The 26408-nt window shown below is 71.6% G+C and carries 19 protein-coding genes and 1 tRNA gene; 2 read left to right on the top strand and 18 right to left on the bottom strand.

Annotated features, from left to right (window positions below; all coding sequences use genetic code 11):
* Positions 1-25 precede the first annotated feature (25 nt).
* From FB462_RS09980 to polA, 12 genes are all read right to left on the bottom strand, one after another.
* Positions 26-1243, bottom strand: coding sequence for a phosphoglycerate kinase (locus FB462_RS09980; protein WP_141861653.1), 1218 nt, complete (start codon positions 1241-1243; stop codon positions 26-28).
* Complete coding sequence (gap, locus tag FB462_RS09985; protein ID WP_141861655.1) at positions 1240-2292, bottom strand: type I glyceraldehyde-3-phosphate dehydrogenase; 1053 nt, start codon at positions 2290-2292, stop codon at positions 1240-1242. Before gap ends, FB462_RS09980 begins: the two co-directional genes overlap by 4 nt.
* A gap of 257 nt (positions 2293-2549) precedes the next feature.
* Entirely contained in the window at positions 2550-3530 is a 981-nt protein-coding gene (gene whiA / locus FB462_RS09990) for a DNA-binding protein WhiA (RefSeq protein WP_141861658.1), read from the bottom strand.
* 108 nt (positions 3531-3638) lie between these two features.
* Entirely contained in the window at positions 3639-4592 is a 954-nt protein-coding gene (gene rapZ / locus FB462_RS09995) for an RNase adapter RapZ (protein WP_141861660.1), read from the bottom strand.
* Between the two features lie 202 nt (positions 4593-4794).
* Positions 4795-6846: an excinuclease ABC subunit UvrC gene (gene uvrC / locus FB462_RS10000; RefSeq protein WP_141861662.1), complete on the bottom strand. Its 2052-nt coding sequence runs from the start codon at positions 6844-6846 to the stop codon at positions 4795-4797.
* Positions 6847-9852, bottom strand: coding sequence for an excinuclease ABC subunit UvrA (uvrA, locus tag FB462_RS10005; RefSeq protein ID WP_229666684.1), 3006 nt, complete (start codon positions 9850-9852; stop codon positions 6847-6849).
* A 59-nt stretch (positions 9853-9911) separates the two neighbouring features.
* A complete protein-coding gene (locus FB462_RS10010) occupies positions 9912-10859 on the bottom strand; it encodes an SDR family NAD(P)-dependent oxidoreductase (RefSeq protein WP_141861664.1) in 948 nt (315 codons plus the stop codon).
* Complete coding sequence (gene uvrB / locus FB462_RS10015; RefSeq protein ID WP_175325186.1) at positions 10849-12933, bottom strand: excinuclease ABC subunit UvrB; 2085 nt, start codon at positions 12931-12933, stop codon at positions 10849-10851. The genes FB462_RS10010 and uvrB overlap by 11 nt, the downstream gene beginning before the upstream one ends.
* Positions 12934-13019: 86 nt before the next feature.
* Positions 13020-13622 carry a dephospho-CoA kinase gene (gene coaE, locus FB462_RS10020; protein WP_141861666.1) on the bottom strand — a complete coding sequence of 201 codons (603 nt, stop codon included), beginning with the start codon at positions 13620-13622 and terminating at the stop codon, positions 13020-13022.
* A 92-nt stretch (positions 13623-13714) separates the two neighbouring features.
* Positions 13715-15178: a 30S ribosomal protein S1 gene (gene rpsA, locus FB462_RS10025; protein ID WP_058742916.1), complete on the bottom strand. Its 1464-nt coding sequence runs from the start codon at positions 15176-15178 to the stop codon at positions 13715-13717.
* Between the two features lie 244 nt (positions 15179-15422).
* Positions 15423-17102, bottom strand: coding sequence for a DUF885 domain-containing protein (locus FB462_RS10030; protein WP_114849938.1), 1680 nt, complete (start codon positions 17100-17102; stop codon positions 15423-15425).
* A gap of 286 nt (positions 17103-17388) precedes the next feature.
* Positions 17389-20034 (bottom strand): DNA polymerase I, encoded by a 2646-nt coding sequence (gene polA / locus FB462_RS10035; RefSeq protein WP_229666682.1) that lies wholly within the window; start codon positions 20032-20034, stop codon positions 17389-17391.
* 143 nt (positions 20035-20177) lie between these two features.
* Here polA and FB462_RS10040 point away from each other — a divergent pair, with 143 nt between their 5' ends.
* Positions 20178-20546 (top strand): PaaI family thioesterase, encoded by a 369-nt coding sequence (locus FB462_RS10040; RefSeq protein WP_058743365.1) that lies wholly within the window; start codon positions 20178-20180, stop codon positions 20544-20546.
* Between the two features lie 20 nt (positions 20547-20566).
* Here FB462_RS10040 and FB462_RS10045 read toward each other — a convergent pair whose 3' ends face one another.
* From FB462_RS10045 to FB462_RS10065, 5 genes are all read right to left on the bottom strand, one after another.
* Positions 20567-21037, bottom strand: a complete 471-nt coding sequence (locus FB462_RS10045; RefSeq protein WP_167510075.1) for a GNAT family N-acetyltransferase — start codon at positions 21035-21037, stop codon at positions 20567-20569.
* A gap of 247 nt (positions 21038-21284) precedes the next feature.
* Positions 21285-21890: an ANTAR domain-containing response regulator gene (locus tag FB462_RS10050; protein WP_022903868.1), complete on the bottom strand. Its 606-nt coding sequence runs from the start codon at positions 21888-21890 to the stop codon at positions 21285-21287.
* Positions 21891-22072: 182 nt separating this feature from the next.
* A tRNA-Leu gene (locus FB462_RS10055) sits at positions 22073-22153 on the bottom strand.
* A 7-nt stretch (positions 22154-22160) separates the two neighbouring features.
* Positions 22161-23690, bottom strand: a complete 1530-nt coding sequence (locus FB462_RS10060) for a sensor histidine kinase (RefSeq protein WP_167510076.1) — start codon at positions 23688-23690, stop codon at positions 22161-22163.
* Positions 23687-24370 (bottom strand): response regulator transcription factor, encoded by a 684-nt coding sequence (locus FB462_RS10065; RefSeq protein ID WP_167510077.1) that lies wholly within the window; start codon positions 24368-24370, stop codon positions 23687-23689. Before FB462_RS10065 ends, FB462_RS10060 begins: the two co-directional genes overlap by 4 nt.
* Before the next feature lie 145 nt (positions 24371-24515).
* Here FB462_RS10065 and FB462_RS10070 point away from each other — a divergent pair, with 145 nt between their 5' ends.
* The gene (locus FB462_RS10070) at positions 24516-25052 is read left to right on the top strand and encodes a hypothetical protein (RefSeq protein ID WP_141861671.1); all 537 of its coding nucleotides are present in this window, start codon (positions 24516-24518) and stop codon (positions 25050-25052) included.
* Between the two features lie 85 nt (positions 25053-25137).
* Here the strand turns inward: FB462_RS10070 and FB462_RS10075 are convergent, their stop codons facing one another.
* A complete protein-coding gene (locus FB462_RS10075) occupies positions 25138-26361 on the bottom strand; it encodes a GAF domain-containing protein (protein ID WP_167510078.1) in 1224 nt (407 codons plus the stop codon).
* Between the last annotated feature and the right edge of the window lie 47 nt (positions 26362-26408).

The raw sequence follows: 26408 nt of genomic DNA on the forward strand, positions 1-26408 counted from the left end.
TTGCCGGCGATGAAGGGCGTACGGCTCATCGGGACCACCCCAGTGCTTCGAGACCGGGCAGCGACTTGCCCTCGAGGAACTCGAGGCTCGCACCGCCACCGGTCGAGATGTGGCCGAACCGGTCGTCGGCGAAGCCGAGCGACCGCACGGCTGCTGCCGAGTCACCGCCACCGACGACCCCGAGGCCGTCGACCTCGGTGAGCGCCTGCGCGACGGTCTTCGTGCCGGCCGCGAAGGCCGGGAACTCGAACACGCCCATCGGACCGTTCCAGAACACCGTCTTCGACCCGGACACCGCCTTCGCGAACCGGGCGGCCGTCTCCGGACCGATGTCGAGCCCGATGCCGTCCGCGCCGAACGCAGTCGACTCGATCGCGTCGGCCGCGACCGTCTCGTGCTCGGCGTCCGCCGCGAAGCCCGAGGCCACGACGACGTCGGTCGGCAGGTCGATCGTCACGCCGAGCTCGTCGGCCTTCGCCAGGTACGAGCGCACCGTGTCGAGCTGGTCCTGCTCGAGCAGCGACTTCGCGACCCCGTGGCCCTGGGCCGCGAGGAACGTGAAGAGCATGCCGCCGCCGATGCAGAGCGTGTCGACCTGCGGGAGCAGGTGGTCGATGACCCCGAGCTTGTCGCTGACCTTCGACCCGCCGAGGACGACCGTGTACGGCCGCTCGGGGTCCTTCGTCAGGCGCTCGAGCACCGTCAGCTCGGACTCGATGAGCGAGCCGGCGGCGCTGGGCAGCGCCGCGGCGAGTTCGAAGACCGACGCCTGCTTGCGGTGCACGACGCCGAAGCCGTCCGACACGAAGGCGTCGCCCAGGGCGGCGATCCGCTCGGCGAACTGCTGGCGCTCGGAGGCGTCCTTCGAGGTCTCCTCCGGGTTGAACCGGAGGTTCTCGAGCAGCAGGACGTCGCCGTCCCCGAGGGCCTCGGCGGCCGCGGTCGCGTCGTCGCCGACGGTCTCGCCGACGAACGTGACCTCTTTCCCGAGCAGCTCGGAGAGCCGCTGCCCCACGGGGGTGAGCGAGTACTCCGGCGCCGGCGACCCGTCGGGACGACCGAGGTGCGAGATCACGATGACCCGCGCTCCGGCGTTCACCAGGGTGTTCAGCGTGCCCAGCGACGCGCGCACGCGGCCGTCGTCCGTGATCTTGCCGTCCTTGAGCGGGACGTTCAGGTCGCAGCGGACGACGACGCGCTTGCCGGCGAGGTCGCCGAGGTCCTCGAGGGTGCGCAGGCTCATGCCGAGAGTCGCTCGCCCACGTACTCGGTGAGGTCGACGAGGCGGTTCGAGTAGCCCCACTCGTTGTCGTACCACGAGGTGATCTTCACGAGGCCGCCGATGACCTTGGTCAGGCCGGAGTCGTAGATCGAGAGGCCGCCGATGACCTTGGTCAGGCCGGAGTCGTAGATCGAGGAGTGCGGGTCCGTGGTGATGTCGGTCGACACCAGCGGGTCCTCGCTGTAGAGCAGGATGCCCTTGAGCGGGCCCTCGGCGGCCTCCTTGTAGGCGGCGTTGATCTCGTCGACGGTGACCTCGGACTTGGTCTCGAGGGTGAGGTCGGTGATCGAACCGGTGGGCACCGGCACGCGGAGCGCGTAGCCGTCGAGCTTGCCGGCGAGCTCCGGCATGACCAGGCCGATGGCCTTGGCCGCACCCGTGGAGGTCGGGACGATGTTCAGGGCGGCGGCACGGGCACGACGCGGGTCCTTGTGCGGGCCGTCCTGCAGGTTCTGGTCGGCGGTGTAGGCGTGCACCGTCGTCATCAGGCCACGCTCGATGCCGAACTTGTCGTGGAACACCTTGGCGAGCGGCGCGAGGCTGTTCGTGGTGCAGGACGCGTTCGAGATGATGTGGTGGTTCGCCGGGTCGTACTGGTCCTCGTTCACGCCGAGCACGATGGTGACGTCGTCACCCGTGGCCGGGGCGGAGATGATGACCTTCTTGGCGCCCGCGTCGATGTGCTTCTGCGCGTCGGCGGCCTTGGTGAAGAACCCGGTCGACTCGATGACGACGTCGACACCCAGCTCACCCCAGGGGAGGTTGGCGGGATCGCGCTCCGCGAGGACCTTGATCGGCTTGCCGTCGACGACGATGCTGTCGCCGTCGAGCTCGACGGAGACGCCGAGGCGACCGGTGACGGAGTCGAACTTCAGCAGGTTCGCGAGCGCCGCGTTGTCGGTGAGGCCGTTCACCGCCACGATCTCGAGGTCGGAGCCCTTCGCGAGGGCGGCCCGGAAGAAGTTACGGCCGATGCGGCCGAAGCCGTTGATGCCGATCTTGACGGTCAATGGATCTCCTGGTGGGTGTGGAGCGCCCCGGGGGCGCTGCTTTCGGAGTCATGGGCCCTTCGGGCCCACGTGTGGTGGACGATACGCCCCGTAACGTCGCCGTAACGACCCTAGCAGTCGGACACTGCGGACCCGCGCCGGATGACGGTCCGTCCGGACGGTCGCGCGGCCGTCCGCGGACGCGCCCCGACGACGGACGGGAGGCACGGTGCCAGCTGGCACCGTGCCTCCCGTCCGGTGGGTCGTCAGACCCGCGATCAGGCGCCCTCGAGCTCCTCGGGGACGCTCGCCTCGGTGCCCGGGATGCCCAGGTCGGAGGCGCGCTTGTCCGCCATCGCGAGGAGGCGGCGGATGCGGCCGGCGATCGCGTCCTTCGTCATCGGCGGCTCCGCGTGCTGACCGAGCTCGTCGAGCGACGCGTCGCGGTGCTCGAGGCGGAGCGAGCCGGCGTACTTGAGGTGGTCGGGGACCTCGTCACCGAGGATCTCGAGCGCGCGCTCGACGCGGGCGCACGCGGCGACCGCGGCCTGCGCGGAGCGGCGGAGGTTCGCGTCGTCGAAGTTGACCAGGCGGTTCGCCGTCGCACGGACCTCGCGGCGCTGGCGCATCTCCTCCCAGTCGGCGTTCGTGCGGGCGGCACCCATGACCGTCAGCATCTGCCCGATGGCCTCGCCGTCGCGGATGACGACACGGTGCACGCCGCGGACCTCGCGGCCCTTCGCGCCGATGCCGAGGCGCGACGCGGCACCGACGAGGGCCATCGCGGCCTCGTTGCCGGGACAGGTGACCTCGAGCGCGGCCGCGCGGCCCGGGTCGGTGAGCGTGCCGGAGGCGAGGAACGCACCGCGCCAGATGGCGGCGAGGTCTTCGCGGTTGCCGGTGGTGAGCCGGTTCGGCAGGCCGCGGACCGGACGGCGACGGGCGTCCATCAGACCGGTCTGGCGCGCGAGGGTCTCCCCCGCCTCGAGCACGCGGACGAGGTAGCGGGTGCCCCGACGCGACGAGGCGGACGAGCCGACGCTCGCCTCGGAGCGGACGCCGTAGAGCTCGGCGAGGTCCTTGCGGACGCGGTGGACGATGATCCGGGTGTCGAGCTCGACCTCGACGGCGATCCGGCCGGAGATGACGTGCAGGCCACCCGCGAACCGGAGGATCGTGGCGAGTTCGGCGGCGCGGACCGTGTTGCGGTTCACGACGACCCTGGCCAGTTCGTCCTTGACCTCGGCAGTCAACGGCACAGCATCATTCCTAACGTTTCTTCTGGTGGGGTCCGCAGGCCCGCGCACTGGTGAGCACCGGAGGGCTCCTGAGCACGACACGCTCGTGAGCGACGGCCGGAGGGGCGGTCACTCCCGGCCGAGGTCTCGGTTCTGCACACGCACGGCGACGTCGGGCATGCTGCGGAGGAGGTTCGCCAACTCGGCGACGACGGCGACCGAACGGTGCTTGCCGCCGGTACAGCCGATGGCGATCGTAGCGTGTCTTTTGTTCTCGCGCTGGTATCCCGCCAGGACAGGCTCCAGCACGGCCGCGTACCGCTCGACGAACGAGCGGGCTCCCGGCTGCGCGAGCACGTAGTCCGAGACCGGGGCGTCGAGGCCGGTGTGGGGGCGCAGCTCGGGCACCCAGTACGGGTTCGGGATGAAGCGGACGTCGGCCACCATGTCGGCGTCGGCGGGCAGGCCGTACTTGAAACCGAAGCTCATCAGCGTCACCTGCACGCCGACGAAGTGGTCCTCCGCGAAGCGCTCGGTGACGGTGTTCGCGAGTTGGTGGATGTTCAGGTCCGAGGTGTCGATGATCACGTCGGCGGCGTCGCGCAGGGCCGACAACCGGGTCCGCTCGCGGCCGATGCCGTCGAGGAGCGTGCCGTCCTCCTGCAGCGGGTGCGGCCGGCGGACCTGCTCGAAGCGGCGGACGAGCACGGCGTCGGTGGCCTCGAGGAAGAGCACCCGCACGCGGGCCGAGGCGCTCGCGCGGACCTGGGCGACGGCCTGCTCGGGGTCGGTGAAGAACCGGCCGCCGCGGACGTCGACGACGGTCGCGATCTTCGGGATCTTCTCCCCCGCCCGGTCGGCGAGCTCGGTGAGTGGGCCGAGCATCTGGGTCGGGAGGTTGTCGACGACGTACCAGCCGAGGTCCTCGAGGGCCTTGCCGACGGTCGAGCGTCCGGCGCCGGACATGCCCGTCACGATGAGGATGTCGTGCTGCTGGGTCGTCCGGGCGGGGGTGGCGGGGCCGTCGTGGCCCTGCTCGGGGCTGTCGTGCTCGTGCTCGTGCTCGGCGTTGCTGTCGCTCATGGTCGGGGGCTCCGTCGTCGCGGTCCGGGCGGCGCGCCCGGGGTGTGTCGGCTGCGGGTCCAGGCTATCGCCCGGCCCGCTGGGGCGGCTGTCCGGGACGGCTGTCCGGGTCGGCGGTGCTGGTCGGTGATCGGATCAGCCGCGTCGGGTCGTTGCAGCGGGTCGGCTGTCCGGGTCGGGACCCGGCCTGCTGCGCCCGTGGTCAGGCCGGGCGCTGGGGGCCGTCCTCGGAGACCGTCGGCACCTGGACCGGACCGGTCGGGGTGCTCGTCGGAGTGCTCGTCGGACTGCTGGGTTCGGCTGCGCTGCTCGGGCTGGCCGGGCTGGCGGCGCTGGCGGCGCTGGCGGTCAGTGCACTGGCCGGGGTCTGCGCCAGCTTCGTGACGACCGCGGCCGCGGTCGCCGGACCGACCCCGTTCACCTCGGCGATCTGCTCCGCCGTCGCCTCGCGCAGCCGCGACACCGACCCGAAGTGCTTCAGCAGGGCGTTCACCCGCGTGGGGCCGAGCCCCGGCACCTCGGACAGCTGGGACCGGACGTCGCGCTTCCGGCGGGTCCGCTGGTGCGTGATCGCGAACCGGTGGGCCTGGTCACGGATGCGCTGGATGAGGAACAGGGCCTCGGAGTTGCGCGGCATGATCACCGGGAAGTCGTCGTCCGGCAGCCAGAGTTCCTCGAGGCGCTTCGCGATGCCGACCAGGGCGATGTCGTGCACGCCGGCCTCGTCCATCGCCCGCTTCGCCGCCTGCACCTGCGGCTGCCCGCCGTCGACGATCAGCAGCTGCGGACGGTAGGCGAAGCGCTTCGTCGGCTTCGTGCCCTCGACGACGTCGTCACTCGTCGCGTCCGGGACGTCGGGCACCGAGGCGTCCTCGTCGAGCCGCGCGAGTCGACGGGAGAGCACCTGGTACATGCTGTCCGTGTCGTCGGTCGTCTCGGCGATCGTGTACCGGCGGTACTGGTCCTTGCGGGGCAGCCCGTCCTCGAAGACGACCATCGACGCCACGACGTTCGTGCCCTGCAGGTGCGAGATGTCGTAGCACTCCATCCGGAGCGGCGCCTCGGTCATGCCGAGGGCCTCCTGGATGTCCGCGAGCGCGGCCGACCGGGTGGTGTAGTCCGCGCTCCGCTTCGTCTTGTAGAGCATGAGCGCCTGCGCCGCGTTCTGAGCGGCCGTCCGGGCGAGCCCGGCCCGGTCGCCGCGCTGGGCGGTGCTGAGCTTGGTGCCGCGGCCACCCCGACGTTCGCTGAGCCACTGCTCGAGGGCCTCGGCGTCCTCCGGCAGCTCCGGCACGACGACCTCGCGCGGAGGTTCCTCGCTCGTCGCGTACTGACCCTGGACGATCTGCTCGACGAGGTCGCCGGTGCTGATGTCGAGTTCCTTGTCGACGACCCAGCCCCGGACACCGCGGATGCGGCCGCCGCGGACCGAGAACAGCTGCACGGCGGCGGCGAGCTCGTCCTCGGCGACGCCGAACAGGTCGAGGTCCACCGAGTCGCGGAGCACCACGGCCGACTTCTCGAGCACGGCCTCGAGCGCTCCGACCTGGTCGCGGTAGCGCGCGGCCTGCTCGTACTGCATGGCGTCCGCCGAGGCCGCCATCCGCTGCTTCAGCTCGGTGATCACCCGGCGGTCGTAGCTCGCCATGAAGCGGACGAACTGCTCGACGATCGCGCGGTGCTCGGCGATCGTCACCTTCTGCGAGCACGGGCCGCCGCACTTCCCGATCTGCCCGGGGAAGCACGGCTTGCCGGTCTGCATCGCCCGCTTGTACGACGAGTCGGAGCAGGTGCGGATCGGGAACACCTTGATCATCAGGTCGATGGTGTCGTGGACCGCCCAGATCTTCGGGTAGGGCCCGAAGTACTTCGCGCCCTTGATCTTCCGGTTCCGCGTCACCATCACCCGCGGCGACTCCTCGCCCAGGGTGATCGCCATGTACGGGTACGACTTGTCGTCCCGGAACTTGACGTTGAACGGCGGGTCGAACTCCTTGATCCACGTGTACTCGAGCTGGAGGGCCTCGATCTCGGAGCCGACCGTCGTCCACTCGACGCTGCGGGCGGTGAGCACCATCCGGCGCGTCCGCTCGTGCAGGGTCGGCAGCGGGGCGAAGTAGTTGCTCAGCCGCGCGCGGAGGTTCTTCGCCTTGCCGACGTAGAGCACCCGACCGGCTTCGTCGCGCCACCGGTAGACGCCCGGGTCGGTCGGGATCTCCGACGCCTTCGGCCGCCAGGGGACGGTGTTCGCCACCTAGCGCGCACCCGCCTTCTGCTTCGCCGTGCGGGCGCCGACGGCCTGCTGCTTGCCGACCCGGGCGTCCTGCGCGTCGAAGATCTCGCGGAGGAACACCCCGGTGTGGCTCTCGGGGACGTCCGCGACGTGCTCGGGCGTGCCGACCGCCAGGACCGTGCCACCACCGGCGCCGCCCTCCGGACCCATGTCGACGAGCCAGTCGGCCGACTTGATGACGTCGAGGTTGTGCTCGATCGTGATGACGGTGTTGCCCTTGTCGACCAGGCTCTGCAGCACGAGCAGCAGCTTCCGGACGTCCTCGAAGTGGAGACCCGTGGTCGGCTCGTCGAGCACGTAGACCGTGCGGCCGTTCGAACGGCGCTGCAGCTCGGTCGCGAGCTTGACGCGCTGCGCCTCGCCCCCGGACAGGGTCGTGGCGCTCTGGCCGAGCCGGACGTAGCCCAGGCCGACGTCGACGAGGGTCGCCATGTACCGGTGGATCGCCGAGATCGGCTCGAAGAACTCGGCCGCCTCGCTGATGGGCATGTCGAGGACCTCGGAGATGTCCTTGCCCTTGTAGTGCACCTGCAGCGTCTCGCGGTTGTACCGGGCACCACCGCAGACCTCGCAGGCGACGTAGACGTCGGGGAGGAAGTTCATCTCGATTTTGATCGTGCCGTCGCCGGAGCAGTTCTCGCAGCGGCCGCCCTTGACGTTGAAGCTGAAGCGCCCGGGCTGGTACCCGCGGGCCTTCGCCTCGGGCGTCTCGGCGAAGAGCTGCCGGATCCGGTCGAACACGCCGGTGTACGTCGCCGGGTTCGACCGCGGGGTGCGGCCGATCGGCGCCTGGTCGACGTGCACGACCTTGTCGAGCTGGTCGAGCCCCTTGACGCGCGTGTGCTTGCCGGCGATGTGCCGGGCGCCGTTGAGCTGGTTGGCGAGCACCTTGTACAGGATGTCGTTGACGAGCGTCGACTTGCCCGAACCGCTGACGCCGGTGACCGCGGTGAACACGCCGAGCGGGAAGTCGACGTCCACCTGCTTGAGGTTGTTCGCCCGCGCCCCCTGCACGCTGATCACGCGCTTCGGGTTGACCTTCCGGCGCTCGGCCGGGACCTCGATGGCACGACGGCCGGCGAGGTAGTCGCCCGTGATCGAGTCGCGGTTCTCGATGATGCCCTCGTAGGACCCGGAGTGCACGACGACGCCGCCGTTCACGCCCGCACCCGGTCCGATGTCGACGACCCAGTCGGCGGTGCGGATGGTGTCCTCGTCGTGCTCGACGACGATGAGCGTGTTGCCGAGGTCCTTGAGCTTGACGAGGGTGTCGATCAGCCGCCGGTTGTCGCGCTGGTGCAGCCCGATGCTCGGCTCGTCGAGCACGTAGAGCACGCCCGTCAGGCCCGAGCCGATCTGCGTCGCGAGACGGATGCGCTGCGCTTCGCCACCGGACAGCCCGCCGGCACCGCGGGCCAGCGTCAGGTAGTTCAGGCCGACCTCGAGCAGGAACTCGAGGCGCGCCCGGATCTCGCGCAGGACCGCGGCGGCGATGTGGGCCTCGCGCTCGGTGAGCGTCAGGGTCTCCATGAAGGCGTACGCGTCGTCGAGCGACATGTCGGTGACGTCCGCGATGCTCCGGCCGTCGACCGTGACCGCCAGGACCTCGGGCTTGAGCCGCGTGCCGTCGCACACCGGGCACGGGACCTCGCGCAGGTAGCCCTGGAAGCGCTGCCGCTGCGAGTCCGACTCGGCCTCGGCGAACTTGCGCTCGATGTAGGGCATGACACCCTCGAACCCACTCGTGTACCGCATCTCGCGCCCGAAGCGGTTCTTCCACGACACCGAGACCTGGAAGTCCTTGCCGGTCAGGATCGCCGCCTGCACCGACGGGTCGAGCTGGCTCCACGGGGTGTCGAGCGAGAACCCGAGGTCCTTGCCGAGACCGGCGAGGAGCTTCTCGAAGTACGAGTACAGCCCGCTCGTCCCGGTCCACGGCAGCAGCACGCCGTCGCGGAGGGACGCCTCGGGGTCACCGAGGACGAGGTCCGGGTCGACCGACATGCGCGTGCCGAGGCCGGAGCACTCCGGGCAGGCCCCGAACGGGGCGTTGAACGAGAACGTGCGGGGCTCGATCTCGGTCAGCGCGAGCGGGTGGTTGTTCGGGCAGGAGAGGTTCTCGGAGTAGGTCCGGACCGCGCCGGGGCCCTCGTGGTCGACGAGGTCGATGGCCACCGTGCCGCTCGTCAGCCGCAGCGCGGTCTCGAGTGAGTCGGTGAGCCGACCGAGGATGTCGTCGCTCGCCACGAGCCGGTCGATGATCACCGAGATGTCGTGCTTGACCTGCTTCTTGAGCTTCGGCGGGTCGCTCAGCTGGATCCGCTCGCCGTCGACGATCGCACGGGCGTAGCCGGAGGCCGCGAGCTCCTGGAAGAGGTCGACGAACTCGCCCTTCTTCTTCGAGATGACCGGCGCGAGCACCTGGAAGCGGGTCCCCGACTCGAACTCCATGAGCTGGTCGGCGATCTGCTGCACGCTCTGCTTGCTGATCACCTCGCCGCAGACGGGGCAGTGCGGGACGCCGATGCGCGCCCAGAGCAGACGCATGTAGTCGTAGACCTCGGTGATGGTGCCGACCGTCGACCGGGGGTTGCGGTTCGTCGACTTCTGGTCGATCGACACCGCGGGCGACAGCCCCTCGATGAAGTCGACGTCGGGTCGGTCCACCTGCCCGAGGAACTGCCGCGCGTACGCGGAGAGCGACTCGACGTAGCGGCGCTGCCCCTCGGCGAAGATCGTGTCGAACGCGAGCGAGGACTTGCCCGACCCGGAGAGCCCGGTGAAGACGACGAGGGAGTCCCGCGGGATCTCGAGGTCGACGTCGCGGAGGTTGTGCACGCGGGCACCCCGGACGCTGAGCGTCGAGGTGCTGTGCGGTGCCGTGCCGCCGGGGAGGTGGAGGTCTGCGGGCTCGCCGAAGGCGTTCCGGCCCGAGGTCGTGGTACCGCGGTCAGAGGTGATGGTCATCGCAGACGATTCTACGAAGCCGCACCGACATCCGTCCGGGCGTGGCGGTCCGGATCGGATCAGACGAGTGCGTCGAGAGCGAACGCGACACCCGTGGCCCGTTCGCTCGCGGTCCACAGCCGTGCTGCGGCGGTGCGGTCGTGCGCCCGGATCCGGGCGGGCACGACGGCCGGAGCGCCGGCGAACTGCAGCGGGCCGCCGGGGCCCCAGTACTCCCCCGACCTGACCCCGTCGCCGACGGCGGCGTGCACGAGCGGCCACGCCCCGGCGTCCTTGCCCTGGGCGACCCAGCCGGAGCCGGCCCGCATCCAGGCCGGCTCCGAACGGGTCGGCGCGACGTCCGGCCGCGGCGGCGCGGCGGCGTCGAGCGCGAGCCCGGGGTGGGCCACGACGCTCGCCACGGAGGACCCGGCGTCGGCGAGCCGTTCGGCCAGCTCGAAGCCGAAGAGCATCACCGCGAGCTTGCTCCGGGCGTACTGCCGGTGCCCCTCGTACCGGCCGGTCGCGAGCGGGTCCCGGGGGTCGAGGGTCGCGAAGCGGTGCGCGATCGACCCGAGGTGCACGACCCGACCGACGTGCTGGTCGAGCAGCGGCAGTGCGAGCGCGGTCCAGGCGAAGTGCCCGAGGTGGTTCGTGCCGACCTGCAGCTCGAACCCCTGCGCGGTCTCCTGCCGCTCGGCCGACCCGACGACCCCCGCGTTGTTCAGCAGCGCGTGCACCGGCCCGAGGTCAGCGAGGCGCTCGGCCGCCGCCCGGACGCTCGTCAGGTCGGCGAGGTCGAGGTGCAGCATCGCGAGGTCCGCGTCGTCGACGTGCCGCCGGATGCTCCGCTCAGCAGCAGCGCCGCGCTCCGGGTTCCGCACCGCCAGGACGACCCGGTGCCCCTTCGCCGCGAGCTGCTCGGCCGCGTGGTACCCGAGCCCGGCGCTGGCGCCCGTGACGACGACCGTGCGTCGGCTCGGAGCCCGGTCGGCCACGGCGTCAGCGGACACGACCTCAGCGGACATGGCCGGCGGACTCCATCTGCCGGAGCGCCTTCTTGAGGTCCTGGACCTCGTCGCGAAGCCGCGCGGCGAGCTCGAACTTCAGCTCGGCGGCGGCCTGCAGCATCTGGTCGTTGAGGTCGGCGATCGTCGCCTCGAGCTGGGTCGCACCCTCGCCCGCGATGCCCTCGCGCTTGAGGTTCGGCGTCGGCGACTTCCGGCCGTCGGCCGCCGGGCGCCCCTCGAGCAGCGCCTTGGTGTCGTCGTTCTCGCGCGCCAGGATCTCGGTGATGTCGGCGATCTTCTTGCGGAGCGGCTGCGGGTCGATGCCGTGCTCGAGGTTGTACGCCACCTGCTTCTCGCGGCGACGGTCGGTCTCCTCGATGGCCTGCTGCATGGAGTCGGTCACCTTGTCGGCGTACATGAGCACCTGGCCCGACACGTTGCGCGCCGCGCGGCCGATGGTCTGGATGAGCGAGGTCGAGGAGCGGAGGAAACCTTCCTTGTCGGCGTCCAGGATGGCGACGAGCGAGACCTCGGGCAGGTCGAGGCCCTCGCGCAGCAGGTTGATGCCGACCAGGACGTCGTACACGCCTTGGCGCAGCTCGGTGAGCAGCTCGACGCGCTTGAGGGTGTCGACGTCGGAGTGCAGGTACCGCACCCGGACGCCGGCGTTCCCGAGGAAGTCGGTGAGTTCCTCGGCCATGCGCTTGGTGAGCGTCGTGACGAGCACCCGCTCGTCCTTCTCGACGCGCTGCTTGATCTCCTCGAGCAGGTCGTCGATCTGCCCGTCGCTCGGCTTCACGACGATCTCGGGGTCGACGAGGCCGGTCGGGCGGATGATCTGCTCGACGACGCTGTCGGTGATGCCGAGCTCGTACTTGCCCGGGGTGGCCGACAGGTAGACCTTCTGCCCGACGCGGTCGAGGAACTCCTCGAACGTCAGCGGACGGTTGTCCAGCGCGCTCGGCAGGCGGAAGCCGTGCTCGACGAGCGTCCGCTTGCGCGAGGCATCGCCCTCGTACATCGCGCCGATCTGCGGCACGGTCACGTGCGACTCGTCGATGACGATGAGGAAGTCGTCCGGGAAGTAGTCGAGCAGGCAGTGGGGGGCTTCGCCGGCGTCACGACCGTCCATGTGCCGCGAGTAGTTCTCGATGCCCGAGCAGAAGCCGATCTGCTCCATCATCTCGATGTCGAACGTCGTGCGCATCCGCAGCCGCTGGGCCTCGAGCAGCTTGCCCTGTCCCTCGAGCTCGGCGAGCCGCTCGGCCAGCTCGTCCTTGATCCGCTCGATCGCGCGGTGCATGACGTCGGTGTCCGCGACGTAGTGGGACGCCGGGAAGATCGACACGGCGGGCAGGTCGTCGATCACGCTGCCGGTGAGCGGGTGCAGGGAGGACAGCGCCTCGATCTCGTCCCCGAACATCTCGATGCGGATCGCGTGCTCTTCGTACATCGGGATGATCTCGATCGTGTCCCCGCGCACGCGGAACGTGCCACGCGCGAAGTCCACGTCGTTCCGCTGGTACTGCATCCCGACGAACTTCCGGACGAGCTGGTCGCGCGAGATGGTCTGTCCCACGTGCAGCGCGACCGAGGCGTTCATGTACTGCTCCGGCGTGCCGAGGCCGTAGATGCACGAGACGGTGGAGACGACCACGACGTCACGGCGGCTGAGGAGCGAGTTCGTGGTGGAGTGCCGGAGCCGCTCGACCTCGGCGTTGACGGAGGAGTCCTTCTCGATGAAGGTGTCCGTCTGCGGGACGTAGGCCTCGGGCTGGTAGTAGTCGTAGTACGAGACGAAGTACTCGACGGCGTTGTTCGGCAGCAGCCCGCGGAACTCGTTCGCGAGCTGGGCGGCGAGGGTCTTGTTGTGCGCGAGCACGAGCGTCGGCCGCTGCACCTGCTCGATGAGCCAGGCGGTCGTCGCCGACTTGCCGGTACCCGTCGCGCCGAGCAGCACGACGTCGGTCTCGCCGGCGTTGATGCGTCCGGCGAGCTCCGCGATCGCGGCGGGCTGGTCACCGCTCGGCGAGTACTCGCTGATGACCTCGAACGGACGGATCGCCCGGGTGGGCTCGATCGACACTGCCATGGCCTCCACGGTAGTCGGGACCGCTGACACCGACCGCGCTGCTCGCCACGGGCGGAACGGAGCGAGATCGGCTCGGACGCGAGCGGTCAGTGGGTGAGCTGCTCCCACACCGCGTCGGCGGACCGGATCGTCGCCTCGAGCGTCCCCGTGGCGTCGACGACGTGGTCGGCCAGGGCCAGGCGCTCCGCATCGCTGGCTTGCGACGCCACCCGTCGCTCGGCTTCGTCCCTGGCCATCCCCCGGTGTGCCACGAGCCGCTCGATGCGCTGCGCGGCGGGCGCGTCCACCACGACCACGGCATCGAAGCGCAGCGGGCGGCTCCCCCGCGCCTCGGCGAGGAGCGGCACGTCGTACACCACCACCGCGTCGGGGTCGGCCGCCTCGGCCGCGTCGAACGCCTGCTGCGCGAGGCGCCAGACCTCCGGGTGGGTGATCGCCTCGAGGTCCCGCCGTGCCACCGGGTCGGCGAACACCACGGCCCCGAGTGCCGGGCGGTCGAGCGACCCGTCCGCGGCGATCACGCCGGGGCCGAACCGTTCGGCGACCTGCGCCAGCCCGGGGCTCTCCGGAGCCACCGCGTCCCGCGCCAGGCGGTCCGCATCGACCACGACGGCGCCGTGCTCCGCCCATCGACGGGAGACGGTGGACTTGCCCGCGGCGATGCCGCCCGTGAGACCGATGATGCGCACCCGACCAGGCTAGCGACGCGCGGCCCCGGAACGCCGGAAGCCCGGCACCCCTGTGGGGGTGCCGGGCTTCCGGGACGGTGTGACCCGCTCGATCAGTTGCTCGAGCTGAGCTTCTCGCGGAGCGCCGCGAGCGAGGCGTCGTCGGCCAGGGTGCCCTGACCGTTCGACTCGCTCGTGAAGGACGACGAGGTCGACGCGCTGGCCGGCAGGTCGAAGTTGCCCTGCGCCTCGTCGGCGATGGTCTTCGCGACCTGCGCCTTGTGGGCCTCCCAGCGCGACTGGGCGGCCGCGTACTGGCCCTCCCACTCGGTGCGCTGGGCGTCGTAGCCCTCGAGCCACTCGTTCGTCTCCGGGTCGAAGCCGTCCGGGTACTTGTAGTTGCCCTGGTCGTCGTACTCGGTCGGCATGCCGTAGAGCGCCGGGTCGAACTCGGTGCCCTCCGGGTCCACGCCCTCGTTCGCCTGCTTGAGGCTGAGCGAGATGCGGCGACGGTCGAGGTCGATGTCGATGATCTTGACGAAGACCTCGTCACCGACGGAGACGACCTGCTCGGCGAGCTCGACGTGCTTGTTCGAGAGCTCCGAGATGTGGACGAGGCCCTCGATGCCGTCCGCGACACGGACGAAGGCACCGAACGGCACGAGCTTCGTGACCTTGCCCGGCGCGATCTGACCGATCGCGTGGGTGCGGGCGAAGACCTGCCACGGGTCCTCCTGCGTGGCCTTGAGCGAGAGCGACACGCGCTCGCGGTCCAGGTCCACCTCGAGGATCTCGACGGTGACTTCCTGACCGACCTCGACGACCTCGCTGGCGTGCTCGATGTGCTTCCAGGAGAGCTCGGAGACGTGGACGAGACCGTCGACGCCGCCCAGGTCGACGAACGCACCGAAGTTGACGATCGACGACACGATGCCCTTGCGGACCTGGCCCTTGTGGAGGTTGTTGAGGAACGTGGTGCGCGACTCGGACTGCGTCTGCTCGAGCAGGGCGCGGCGCGAGAGCACGACGTTGTTGCGGTTCTTGTCGAGCTCGAGGATCTTCGCCTCGAGCTCCTGGCCCAGGTACGGGGTCAGGTCGCGGACGCGACGCAGCTCGATGAGCGAGGCGGGGAGGAAGCCGCGGAGACCGATGTCGACGATCAGGCCGCCCTTGACGACCTCGATGACCGTGCCGGTCACGACGCCGTCGGACTCCTTGATCTTCTCGACGTCGCCCCACGCACGCTCGTACTGCGCACGCTTCTTCGACAGGATCAGGCGACCTTCCTTGTCCTCCTTCTGGAGGACCAGGGCCTCGACCTCGTCGCCGACCTCGACGACCTCGTTGGGGTCGACGTCGTGCTTGATCGAGAGTTCGCGCGAGGGGATGACACCCTCGGTCTTGTAGCCGACGTCGAGGAGGACCTCGTCGCGGTCGATCTTCACGACGGTTCCGGAGATCAGATCGCCGTCGTTGAAGAACTTGAGGGTCTTCTCGACCTCGGCCAGGAAGTCATCAGCCGAGCCGATGTCGTTGATGGCGACCTGCTTGGGAGCCTTGGTCGTGGTGGTTGTCATGTAGAGATTGCTCCGAACGGACATGAGTCGGGCCGTGACGGCGAGGGAGCGACCCCCTGGTCCGCACCGATCGTCGGTACGAGCCGTCATGGCAGTGATTGGTTGGCGCGGATTGCGCCGCCCAAGTCTAACCACTGGTCGCGGGGCCCCACAACCGGGCGTGTCGTCGCTCGGACCGGCCGAGGGGCGGACTGGAGGATCGTGGCGGCGCCGCCACGATCCTCCAGTCCGTACGCCACCGGCGTCAGCCGAGCAGCGCGGTCCGCAGCGTGTCCAGGCCGACACCACCGAGCGCGAGCGCGCGGTGGTGGAAGGCCTTCAGGTCGAACGCGGCACCCTCGCGCGCCGCGAGCTCGTCGCGGATCGACTCCCAGACACGCTGGCCCACCTTGTACGACGGGGCCTGCCCGGGCCAGCCGAAGTAGCGCGCGACCTCGAACTGCACGAACTCGGGCGCCATGTTGACGTTCTGGCCCATGAAGTCGAGCGCGTACTCCCACGTCCAGCCGCCGCCGTCGGGGTTCGTCTTCTGCAGGTGCACGCCGATGTCGAGCACGACACGGGCCGCGCGCATCCGCTGGCCGTCGAGCATGCCGAGGCGATCGCCGTCGTCGTCGAGGAAGCCGAGCTGCTCCATCAGGCGCTCGGCGTACAGCGCCCAGCCCTCGACGTGCCCGGACGGACCGGCGAGCTGCCGGCGCCAGGTGTTCAGCTCGCCGCGGTTGTAGACCGCCTGGCTGATCTGCAGGTGGTGGCCGGGGACGCCCTCGTGGTAGACCGTGGTCTTCTCGCGCCAGGTCCCGAACTCGGTGACGCCCTGCGGGACGGACCACCACATGCGGCCGGCCCGCGAGAAGTCGTCGGAGGGGCCGGTGTAGTAGATGCCGCCCTCCTGCGTGGGGGCGATCCGGCACTCCAGGCGCTTGATCGGGTCGGCGATGTCGAAGTACTTCCCGTCCATCGCGGCGATCGACGCGTCGCTCGTCTCCTGCATCCAGCGCTGCAGGGCGTCCGTGCCGTGCAGGATCCGGGCCGGGTCGGCGTCGAGCACCTCGATGGCCCGCGCGACCGAGGCGCCGGACTCGATGCGGTCGGCGATGCGCTCCTGCTCGTCGCGCATGCGGGCGAGCTCCTCGATCCCCCACTCGTACGTCTCGTCGAGGTCCACGACCGCGCCGAGGAACCGACGGGAGTGCAGCGCGTAGTCCTCGCGTCCGACCGCGTCCACCGGGGTGGCGAGCGGCAGGAGCTCGTGCTCGAGGAACCCGCCGAGCGACCGGTAGGCGGCGGCCGCGACCTCGGCACCGCGGCTGAGCTCGGTGCGGAGCGCCTCGGGCAGGGGCTCCCCGCCCTCGAGCGCGGCCCCGTCGACGAGCTGCCGGAAGAAGCCGTCCTCGGCGCCGTTGCGCGCTGCCTGCTCGGCGATGAGGGCGACCTGGCGGCGTGCGGGCGTCACCTGCTCGCGGGTGCCCTGGAGCAGCGTCTCGCGGTAGCCCTCGAGGGCGTCGGGCAGCGCGTGCAGGCGCCCGGCGACGTCCTGCCAGTCGTCGGTGGTCGCGGTCGGCATGAGGTCGAGCACGTCCCGGAGCTCCTGCGCGGGGCTCGCGATGACGTTCAGGTCGCGTAGGTGGAGCTTCCGCTCGTGGGACTCGACGACGAGGTCGAGCTCGGCACCCAGGTCGGTCTTCGTCACCCGGTCGACGTCGTCGGTCGCGTCGGCGGCGTCCAGGGCACGGCGTGCGGCGCGGGCGGCGTCCGCGAGGGCGTCGGCGCCGGCGGGCGAGGTGTCGCCGTAGGCCCCGGTGCGTCCGGGGACGCCGATGTACGTGGCGACGGTGGGGTCGAGGTCGACGAGGGTGGTCACCCAGTCCTCGGCGACCCGGTCGACGGCGGAGGGCTGACGGACGGGACGGTCTTCGGTCATGCCCCGACCCTACTCAGGGCATGGTCACACGCCGGGCGCCGATCCGCGCAGGGGGTGCCGTTCCGCACGTGGCAGGTCGATCCGCGCGAGGGGTGCCGTTCCTTTCGGCCTCCTCCGCGCGGTTCACCATCCCAGGTCACGTGCGATGGGCAGGAACACTCACCACGGACGGCGCAGCACCACGGACGGACGGGAGGCACGGTGCCAGCCGGCACCGTGCCTCCCGTCCGCTCGTGGGCGCGGCAGACGGAGCAGGGCGGGCCCGACGGGCCGCGCCCGACCCGCGTCAGTGCGCCGCGGCCTCCCAGTTCGGGCCGACGCCGACGGAGACGTCCAGGGGGACGCTGAGCTCGGCTGCGCCGCCCATCCGGGTGCGCAGGATCTCCTCGACGCGCTCCTGCTCGCCGGGGGCGACCTCGAGGATGAGCTCGTCGTGCACCTGCAGCAGCAGATGCGACTCGAGCCCGCCGTCCCGCAGGTCGGCGTCGACCCCGAGCATCGCGATCTTCATGATGTCCGCCGCGGACCCCTGGATCGGCGCGTTCAGCGCGGCGCGCTCGGCGTTCTCGCGGAGGACCCGGTTCGGGCTCTTCAGGTCGGGGAACGGCCGGCGGCGGCCGAAGATCGTCTCGGTGTAGCCGTCCTCGCGGGCCTGCTCCACGACCCCGCGCAGGTAGTCGCGCACGGCGCCGAAGCGGGCGAAGTACTCGTTCATGAGCGTGCGCGCCTCGGACTGGTCGATGCGGAGCTGCTTCGACAGGCCGAACGGGCTCAGGCCGTACGCGAGGCCGTACGACATCGCCTTGACCTTCGTGCGCATCTCGGCGCTGACGTCGGCCGGCTCGACCCCGAAGACCCGCGCACCGACGAAGCGGTGCAGGTCCTCGCCTTCGTTGAAGGCCTGGATCAGTCCGGGGTCACCGGACAGGTGTGCCATGATCCGCATCTCGATCTGCGAGTAGTCGGCCGTGACCAGGGTCGTGTACGGCTCGGCGACCGCGAAGGCCGAGCGGACCCGGCGGCCGACCGCGGTCTTGACGGGGATGTTCTGCAGGTTCGGGTCGGTCGACGAGATCCGGCCGGTGCTGCTGCCGGTCTGCTCGTAGCTCGTGTGGATGCGGCCGTCGACGACCGCGGCGTCGAGCGTGTCCACGATCTGCCGGAGCTTCGTCGCGTCACGGTGCTGGAGCAGCAGCCCGAGGAACGGGTGCGGGTGCTGCTCCTGCAGGTCGGCGAGGCTCGCGGCGTCGGTCGAGAAGCCGGTCTTGGTCTTCCGCGTCTTCGGCATCGCGAGCTCGGTGAAGAGCACCTCCTGCAGCTGCTTCGGCGAGCCGAGGTTGACCTCGTGCCCGATCTCGGCGAACGCCTGCTGCGCGAGCTCCGCGGCGCGCTCCCCCAGGTCGTGCGACAGCCCGGTGAGGACGGGACGGTCGATCGCGACGCCGGTGGTCTCCATACCGGCGAGCACCGGCACGAGCGGCAGCTCGATGGTGTCGAGCACGCGGAGCGAGGACTCGTCGACGCGGGCGCGCAGAGCGGTGTCGACACGGAGGACGTACCAGGCGTGCACGCCGACGTTCACCGGGTCGGTCTCGGGGACGAGCTGGTTCGGGTCGGCGGTCGGCAGTTCCTCGCCGAGCTCCTGGTACACGAGGTCGGACAGCGGCTGGCCCTGCTTGCCCGGCTGGGCGAGCCACCCGGTCAAGCGCGCGTCGCCCGCGATCCCCCGCACCGTGAACCCGACCGTCGCGAGGGCCTTGATCGCGGCCTTGGCGTCGTGGAAGTGCTTGGGCGCGTCCGAGGCGAACCAGGCCGCGAGCTGCTCGTAGTCCTTCGTGCCGCTGCCGCCGGGGACGAGCACCGCGTCGTCGTGCGTCGCGATGCCGATGGCGCTCAGTCGGCCGTCGATGACCTCGACCGCGACGCCGAACCCGTTCTCGGCGTCGTTCGCGGCCTTGCGGTCGAGCCAGTACCCGAGTTCCTCGTCGATGACGGTCGTGACGGGCGGCGGGGTCGGTGCACCGCTGTCGACGGAGCCCGCCGACTCCGCGACGTCGGACGGCTCGCCCGTGCCGGCGACCTTGAACACCCGGTCGAGCAGCGTGCGGAACTGCAGCTTCGCGAAGAGGTCACGGACCGCCTGCTCGTCGAGCGGTCGGAGCGCCACGTCGCCGGGGCCGACCGGCAGCTCGACGTCGTTCACGAGCCGGTTCAGCTTGCGGTTCCGGATCGCCCGGTCCTTCTGCTCGCGCAGGTTGTTGCCGACGACGCCCTTGATCTCGTCCGCGTGCTCGAGCACGCCGTCGAGCGAGCCGTACGCGGTGATCCACTTGACGGCGGTCTTCTCGCCGACCTTGTCGATGCCGATCAGGTTGTCGCTGGTCTCGCCGACGAGTGCCGCGATGTCCGGGTACTGGTGCGGCTCGATGCCGTAGCGCTCGTACACTTTGTCGCGGTCGTAGCGGGTGAGTTCGGAGACCCCGCGGACGGACGGGTAGAGCAGCGTGACGTCGTCGTTCACGAGCTGGATCGAGTCGCGGTCACCGGACACGACGTAGACCTGGTACCCCTGCTCCGAGCCCTGGCGGGCGAGGGTGGCGAGGATGTCGTCGGCCTCGTAGTCCTCCTTCGTGACCGTCGTGATGCCCATCGCCTCGAGCGCCTGCTGCAGGAGCGGGATCTGGCCCTTGAACTCGGCCGGGGTCTCGGAGCGGGTGCCCTTGTAGTCCTCGTACTCGCGCGTGCGGAACGAGAAGCGGGAGATGTCGAACGCGACGGCGAGGTGCGTGGGCTTCTCGCGCTGGAGGAGCATGAGCAGCATCGAGATGAAGCCGTGGATGGCGTTCGTGTGCTGCCCCTCGCGGTTCACGAAGCTGTCGACCGGGAGCGCGTAGAAGGCCCGGAAGGCGAGCGAGTGGCCGTCGATGACCATGAGGGTAGGCTTTGCGGAGTCCGACACCCGGACAGCCTACCGACGCCATCCGACACGGGAGTCCTGCGCGCGTGACCGACGAAGCGACCACCACCGGAGCCCTCGCCGACACCGGGGTGGACCCCCGACTGGCCGACCGGGGCATGGGCGAACTCGCCGAGAAGATGGGCATGGTCATCACCGAGCTGACCGCCGAGCGTGCCGTCGGTTCCATCCCGGTCGAGGGCAACCGCCAGCCCGTCGGGCTCCTGCACGGGGGCGCGTACGTCGTCCTCGCCGAGAGCCTCGGTTCGATGGCCGCGAACGTGCACGCCGGCCCCGGCCGCTACGCCGTGGGGATCGAGCTGAGCGCGTCGCACTCACGGAGCGCCACGAGCGGCCGCGTCACCGGCACCTGCACGGCGATCCACCTCGGCGGCACGCTGACCACGCACGAGATCGTCCTGACCGACGACGAGGGCCGTCGGTGCTCGACCGTGCGCATCACGAACATGATCCGCGAGCGGCGCTAGTCCCGTCCGGCGCCGGCGGGTCAGTCCTCGGGCGGGCGCTGCAGCAGCAGCCGGGCGTCACCGAATCCGAGCCGCCGGTAGAGCGGCTCCCCCATCGCGCTCGAGTGGACCACGACCCGTTCGGCTCCGGCCTCGTCGGCGAGGTCGAGCAGCGCGGCGACGAGGGCTCCGGCGACGCCGACACCGCGCAGGTCCGGGTGGACGTAGACGCTCTGCAGCTCCGCGGCGACCCGCCCGCGAGGCCGGTGCGGCACCGGCGGCCTGGCGTTCAGCGCGAGCCACGCCATCCCGAGCACGACGCTACCCCGTTCCGCCACGACGCACCGGTGCGACGCCGCGTGCTCGCGCGCGAACGCAGCGGTCGCCTCGCGGTACTCGTCGGGCGTCGCCGTCGGCGCCCGACCGGTCTCGTCGACGCTCCACCGCCACCGCAGGTCGGCCACCGCCGCCATGTCCTCCAGCCGGGAGGCACGGATCACCACGTCGTCCATGCCCCCACCTTGCCAGGTGGTCGGCCCTGCGGCGGGGCCGGGACGCGCCTCCGGTCCGGTGCAGTGCTGCGTTGTCCTGAGGCCCGCGTTGCGTTGCGTTCCGTCGATGGAGCAGTCCCCGTCGGGTCCCGCGCCCGGACCCGACGGGGACTGCTCCATCGACTGTGGGCCGGTTGTCCGCCCGGGGACGCAGGAGCGCCGCCGGACGATGTCCGGCGGCGCTCCTGCGTGAGCGAGCGGGTGCTCGTTACTTCTTGGCGCTGAGCTGCTCGATGATCGCCTTGGCGACGTCGTGCATGGTCAGGCGGCGGTCCATCGAGGCCTTCTGGATCCAGCGGAACGCCTCGGGCTCGGTGAGGCCCATCTTCTCGTTCAGCAGGCCCTTGGCGCGGTCGACGAGCTTGCGGGTCTCGAAGCGCTCGACCAGGTCGGCGACCTCGGCCTCGAGCGTGATGATCTGCTGGTGGCGCGAGAGGGCGATCTCGATCGCGGGGAGCAGGTCGTTCGGGGTGAAGGGCTTGACGACGTAGGCGAGGGCGCCGGCCTCGGTCGCGCGCTCGACGAGGTCCTTCTGGCTGAACGCCGTGAGGAGGACCACCGGAGCGATGTGGTTCTTGGAGAGCTTCTCGGCCGCGGAGATGCCGTCGAGCTGGGGCATCTTGACGTCCATGACGACGAGGTCCGGGCGGAGGTCGGTGGCGAGCTGGACGGCGGTCTCACCGTCGCCGGCCTCGCCGACCACGTCGAACCCGTTGTCGCGGAGGATCTCGACGATGTCGAGACGGATGAGCGACTCGTCCTCGGCGACGACGACGCGACGCGGTGCTGCTGGGGTTGCTTCTGTGTCACTCACGTCGGAGAGCCTACTAGACGGAGCAAGACCGGTCCGTCAGGCCCTCCCGGCCCTTCGGGGCCGGGCTGTCCGTACGAGTGGCGGGACCCCCGGGTCGGCGCAGCCCGCGCGCCGTGAGCCGTCCTTGTACGAGTGGCGGGACCCCCGGGTCGGCGCAGCCCGCGCGCCGTGAGCCGTCCTTGTACGAGTGGCGGGACTCGAACCCGCACGCCGTGAGGCAGAGCATTTTGAGTGCCCCGTGTCTACCGTTCCACCACACTCGCGAGGACTTCAGGCTAGCAGCACGTGCCCCTCCGCCCGGTCCGTCGTCGGCCCGACGGCGACCGCCGGAAGGCGCAGCTCGAACACCGCGCCGCCGAGCGCTCCCGTCCCGGACGCGTGCGCGAGTGTCCCGCCGTGCGCGACGGCGATCCCGCGGGCGATCGGCAGCCCGAGTCCGGCGCCGCCGGAGCGGACGTCGCGTGCGGCCTCGAGCCGGACGAGCCGGTCGAACACCCGCTCGCGGTCGGCCTCGGGGACGCCCGGTCCGTCGTCCTCGACGCGGAGGACCGCGACGGCGTCGTCGCGGGCGAGGGTGACCGTGACCGTGCCGGATCCCCCGGTGGCACGGGCCGCGTTGTCGACCAGGTTGCCGAGCACCTGCGCGAGCCGGTCCGGGTCGACCTCGGCGTGCACCGGGTCGTCCGGCGCGCGGAGGTCCAGGGTGACGGCGGGCAGCCGGAGCCGGAGCCGCTCCACCTCTGCGCGGACCCACGGCACCAGGTCGGTGGTCCGGCGTTCGAGCGCGATGCCCCGGTCCAGCCGGGCCATCGTGAGCATGTCGTCGACGAGCCGCGCTGCCCGGTCGGCCTGGCGGACGACGTGCACGGCGAGGACCTCTCGGGTGGCGGCGTCGTCGTCCCCGCTGCGCACGAGGGTGTCGGCCGCCGCGCGCACCCCCGCGACCGGGGTCCGGAGCTCGTGCGCGGCGTCGGACAGGAACGAGCGGACCCGCTCCTCGGCTGCGAGGGCCTGTGTCTCCGCACCCTCGACGGCGTCGAGCATCTCGTCGAAGGCGACCGCGACCCGGCCGATCTCGGTGTCGGTCCGGGACGGCCGGAGTCGCCGCCCGCGGTCCCCACCGGCGATCGACCGCGCGGTGTCGGTCATCTCGTCGAGTGGTCGGAGCGATCGACGCACGACGAGCACGACGCCGACCACCGCGACGCCGAGGAACGCGGCGGAGGCGCCGCCCATCACCCAGCCGAGCTGCGTGAGGGTCTCCTGGACATCGCGAGTGCCGGCGGTCAGCGTGATCCGGGTGCCGTCGTCCAGCGTCGACCGGAGGGTCAGCACGCCGTCGTCGTCGGACACCGAGGACGCGGTGATCCGGGCGCCCGACGTCGTGCTCGTGCCGGTGCTGGTGGCCGAGCCCGAGGTCGTGCCTTCCGACCCTGCGGCCCGCTTGCCGGCGGGGCCGGGCAGCCCGGCCGGATCGGGCGGGCCGGAGCGGAGCTGCTCGGGCGTCGGTCCCGCCTCGACCGCCGCGCCGTCGGGCTGCACGATGCGGACGGAGAGCCCCTGCGCGGAGAGCCGGTCGGCCAGGTCGTCGGCGTCGAGCACCCCGACGAGGGCCGCCGCCGCCGAGGCCCGGTCACGCAGGCGGTCCTCGACCTGGGCCCGGAGCCGGGCGCCGAGGACGGCCTCGACCGCGACGACGAGTCCGGAGAGCAGCACGGCCAGCAGGGCGATGATCGCCACGACCGTGCGGAGCCGCAGCGACGTGGTCCGCAGCGGGGACGTGGGCAGCGACCCGGTCACGCGGCGCCCCGGTCCGCCGCGAGCCGGTACCCGATTCCGCGGACCGTGTGCACCAGACGCGGGCCGTGCGCCTCCATCTTCCGGCGGAGCGCGCTGAGGTGCACCTCGACCAGGTTCGCCGCGACCGCGTCGTAGCCCCAGACCTGGGTCGTGATCTGGCCCTTCGACACCGTCCGCCCGCGGCTCTCGGCCAGGAAGCAGAGCAACCGGAACTCGGTCGCGGTGAGGTCGAGCAGCACGCCGTCCCGTCGGACCGTGGCACCCTCGGGGTCGATCACCAGGTCGCCGACCTCGATCACCGTCGGCACTCGACCACGGCGCCGGAGCACGGCCGTCACCCGGGCCACGAGCTCGGCCATCGCGAAGGGCTTCACGACGTAGTCGTCGGCACCCTCGGCGAACCCGCGGAGTCGGTCGTCGAGCTCGTCGCGCGCGGTCATCATCACGACGGCGGCGTCCGACCGGGCCCGGATGCGGGCGGCGAGGAGGATGCCGCTCGGCCCGGGCAGCATCCAGTCGAGCAGGACGAGGTCCGGGACGGCGCGGTCGAGGTCGTCGAGGATCGTCCGGCCGTCGGGGGCCGCGGCGACGAGGTGTCCCTCGGCGCGCAGGGTCGAGACGACGGCGGTGCGGAGGGCGTCGTCGTCCTCGACCACGAGGATGCGTGCGGGTGCGTTCACGGCGGACACCGTACGGTCCGTCGGTGAGCACGGAGCATGGAGCCAGCTGGAGAACCCCTGTGCTTCAGTCCTGCTTCAGATTCGAGCTCGACCGTCGTCCTCGTCGGCGGACCACCCCGGTCCGCCACGGAGAACCGGAGACACCATGAACGACGAACTGCACGACGAGACCACGACCGAGCGGGCCCCGCGCCGCCACCGCCGGCTCCGCGCGATCGGCATCGGGACCGCCGCGGCCGCGGTGCTCGTCCTCGGTGGCGTGGGCGTGACCGCGGCGATGGCCGACGGTGCCGGCAGCGGCCCGACCGTCACCGCCCCCACCGGCGCACCCAGCGGGGCGCCGACCGGCGCCCCGTCCGGAGCGCCGAAGGCCGCGCCGAAGGACGGGCCCGAAGGAGCGCCGGCGCCCGGGGAGGACGCCGCCGGCAAGGACGGCAAGGACGCTCCGGCGGCCCCGGGTTGCGTCGCCCTGCCCGCGCCGGGCAAGGACGCCCCGACCCCGCCCGCGCCGGGCAAGGACGCGAAGGCACCGAAGGACGCGCCCGGTAAGGACGCGACCACCCCGCCCGCACCCGGCAAGGACGGGAAGGCACCGAAGAACGCCCCGACCGACGCACCGACCCCTCCTGGCGCACCGGAGCAGGGCGACCAGGCGACGCCCGCACCGACGTCCGGGTCCTGACCGGACCGCACGCGCTGCGGGAGGCGCACCCCGTCGGCCGCGTGGTCGACGCGGGGCGCGCCTCCCGGCCGGTGTCCCGACCCCGTCAGCGGCGGTCGAGCGCCTCGATCGCCGCGACGAGACCGGCCCGCCGCGGGGACCGCCGCGGCAGCACCCCGAGCAGGGCGCGGAGCACCTGCGGATCCGCGGCGCCGTCCGCGGTCCGCGACCACGCCTGCAACGCCTCGACCCCGCCGTCGGTCAGCACCGACTCGCGGAACCGGGACCGGACCGCGTCCCGCAGGTCGTCGACGCCCGGCGACGCCGACCCCGGCAGGACCGGTCCGGAGTACCCGTCGACGGCCTGGAGGCGCGCCCCGCGGTCGAGCGCGGACAGCACCGTCTCGACGTCGGTGCGGATCCCGGTCAGGCGGTACGGCCGCGACGACAGGTGCGCGCCCGGCGCGTGGTCCGCGAGGACGCGGCGGAGGCGCACGACCTCTGCCCGGAGCGTGGGGACCGCACGGCGGTCGCCGTACACCGCGACCGCGAGGTCGGCTGCGGCGAGACCGCCGGGCGTGGACGCCAGGACGGCGAGCACCTCGGAGTGCCGCTCGGACAGCCGGACGGCACGGTCTCCGGTCCGGAGGGTCGCGGTGTCGGACCCGAGCAGCGTCAGTTCGGCCGAGTCGGCACCGCGGCGGCCTCGGTCTGCTCGGTCGGCTCGGTCTGCGCGCGGGACGGTCGTCGAGGTCGCCCGGGCGGCGTGCCGGAGGGCGGTGAGGGCGATCTCCGCCTCGGCCGCGGCGGCCGTCGCCGTGAGGAGCGGCAGCGTGTGGCGTTCGACCGCACGGTCGTCGCCCGTGATGTCGAGGGCGCCGACGACCGAGCCGTCCGCCGCGTGCAGCGGGACGGCCGTGCAGGAGAACGCCTTCACGGCGGTGGCGTAGTGCTCCTCGGACCGGATCTGCACGCCGCGGCCGAGGCGGAGCGCCGTCCCCGGGGCGCTCGTGCCGGCGTGCTCCTCGGCCCAGTCGGCGCCGGCCGTGAAGCCCATGTCCTCGGCGGCGCGCCGGGCCGCACGTGCGCCGTCCACCCAGACGATGCAGCCGGCGGCGTCGGTCAGCGCGACGACGCACCCGGCGGCGCGGACGTCGTCGAGCAGGAGCCGACGGACCACGGGGAGCGCGGTGCCGATCGGTCCCTGGCCACGGATGGCGTCGAGCTGGGCGTCGTCGAGCGCGAGCGTCGGCAGGCCGTCCGGGTCCACCCGGGCCGAGCGACGCCAGGACTCGGCGACGAGCGGGCGGAGCCCTGCGGGAGCGGGCACGGTGCCTCCCCTCGCAGGTCTCCGCCGCGCCGTCGCGGTCGGTGCGG

This window comes from Curtobacterium citreum (assembly GCF_006715175.1).
Lineage (GTDB): Bacteria > Actinomycetota > Actinomycetes > Actinomycetales > Microbacteriaceae > Curtobacterium > Curtobacterium citreum.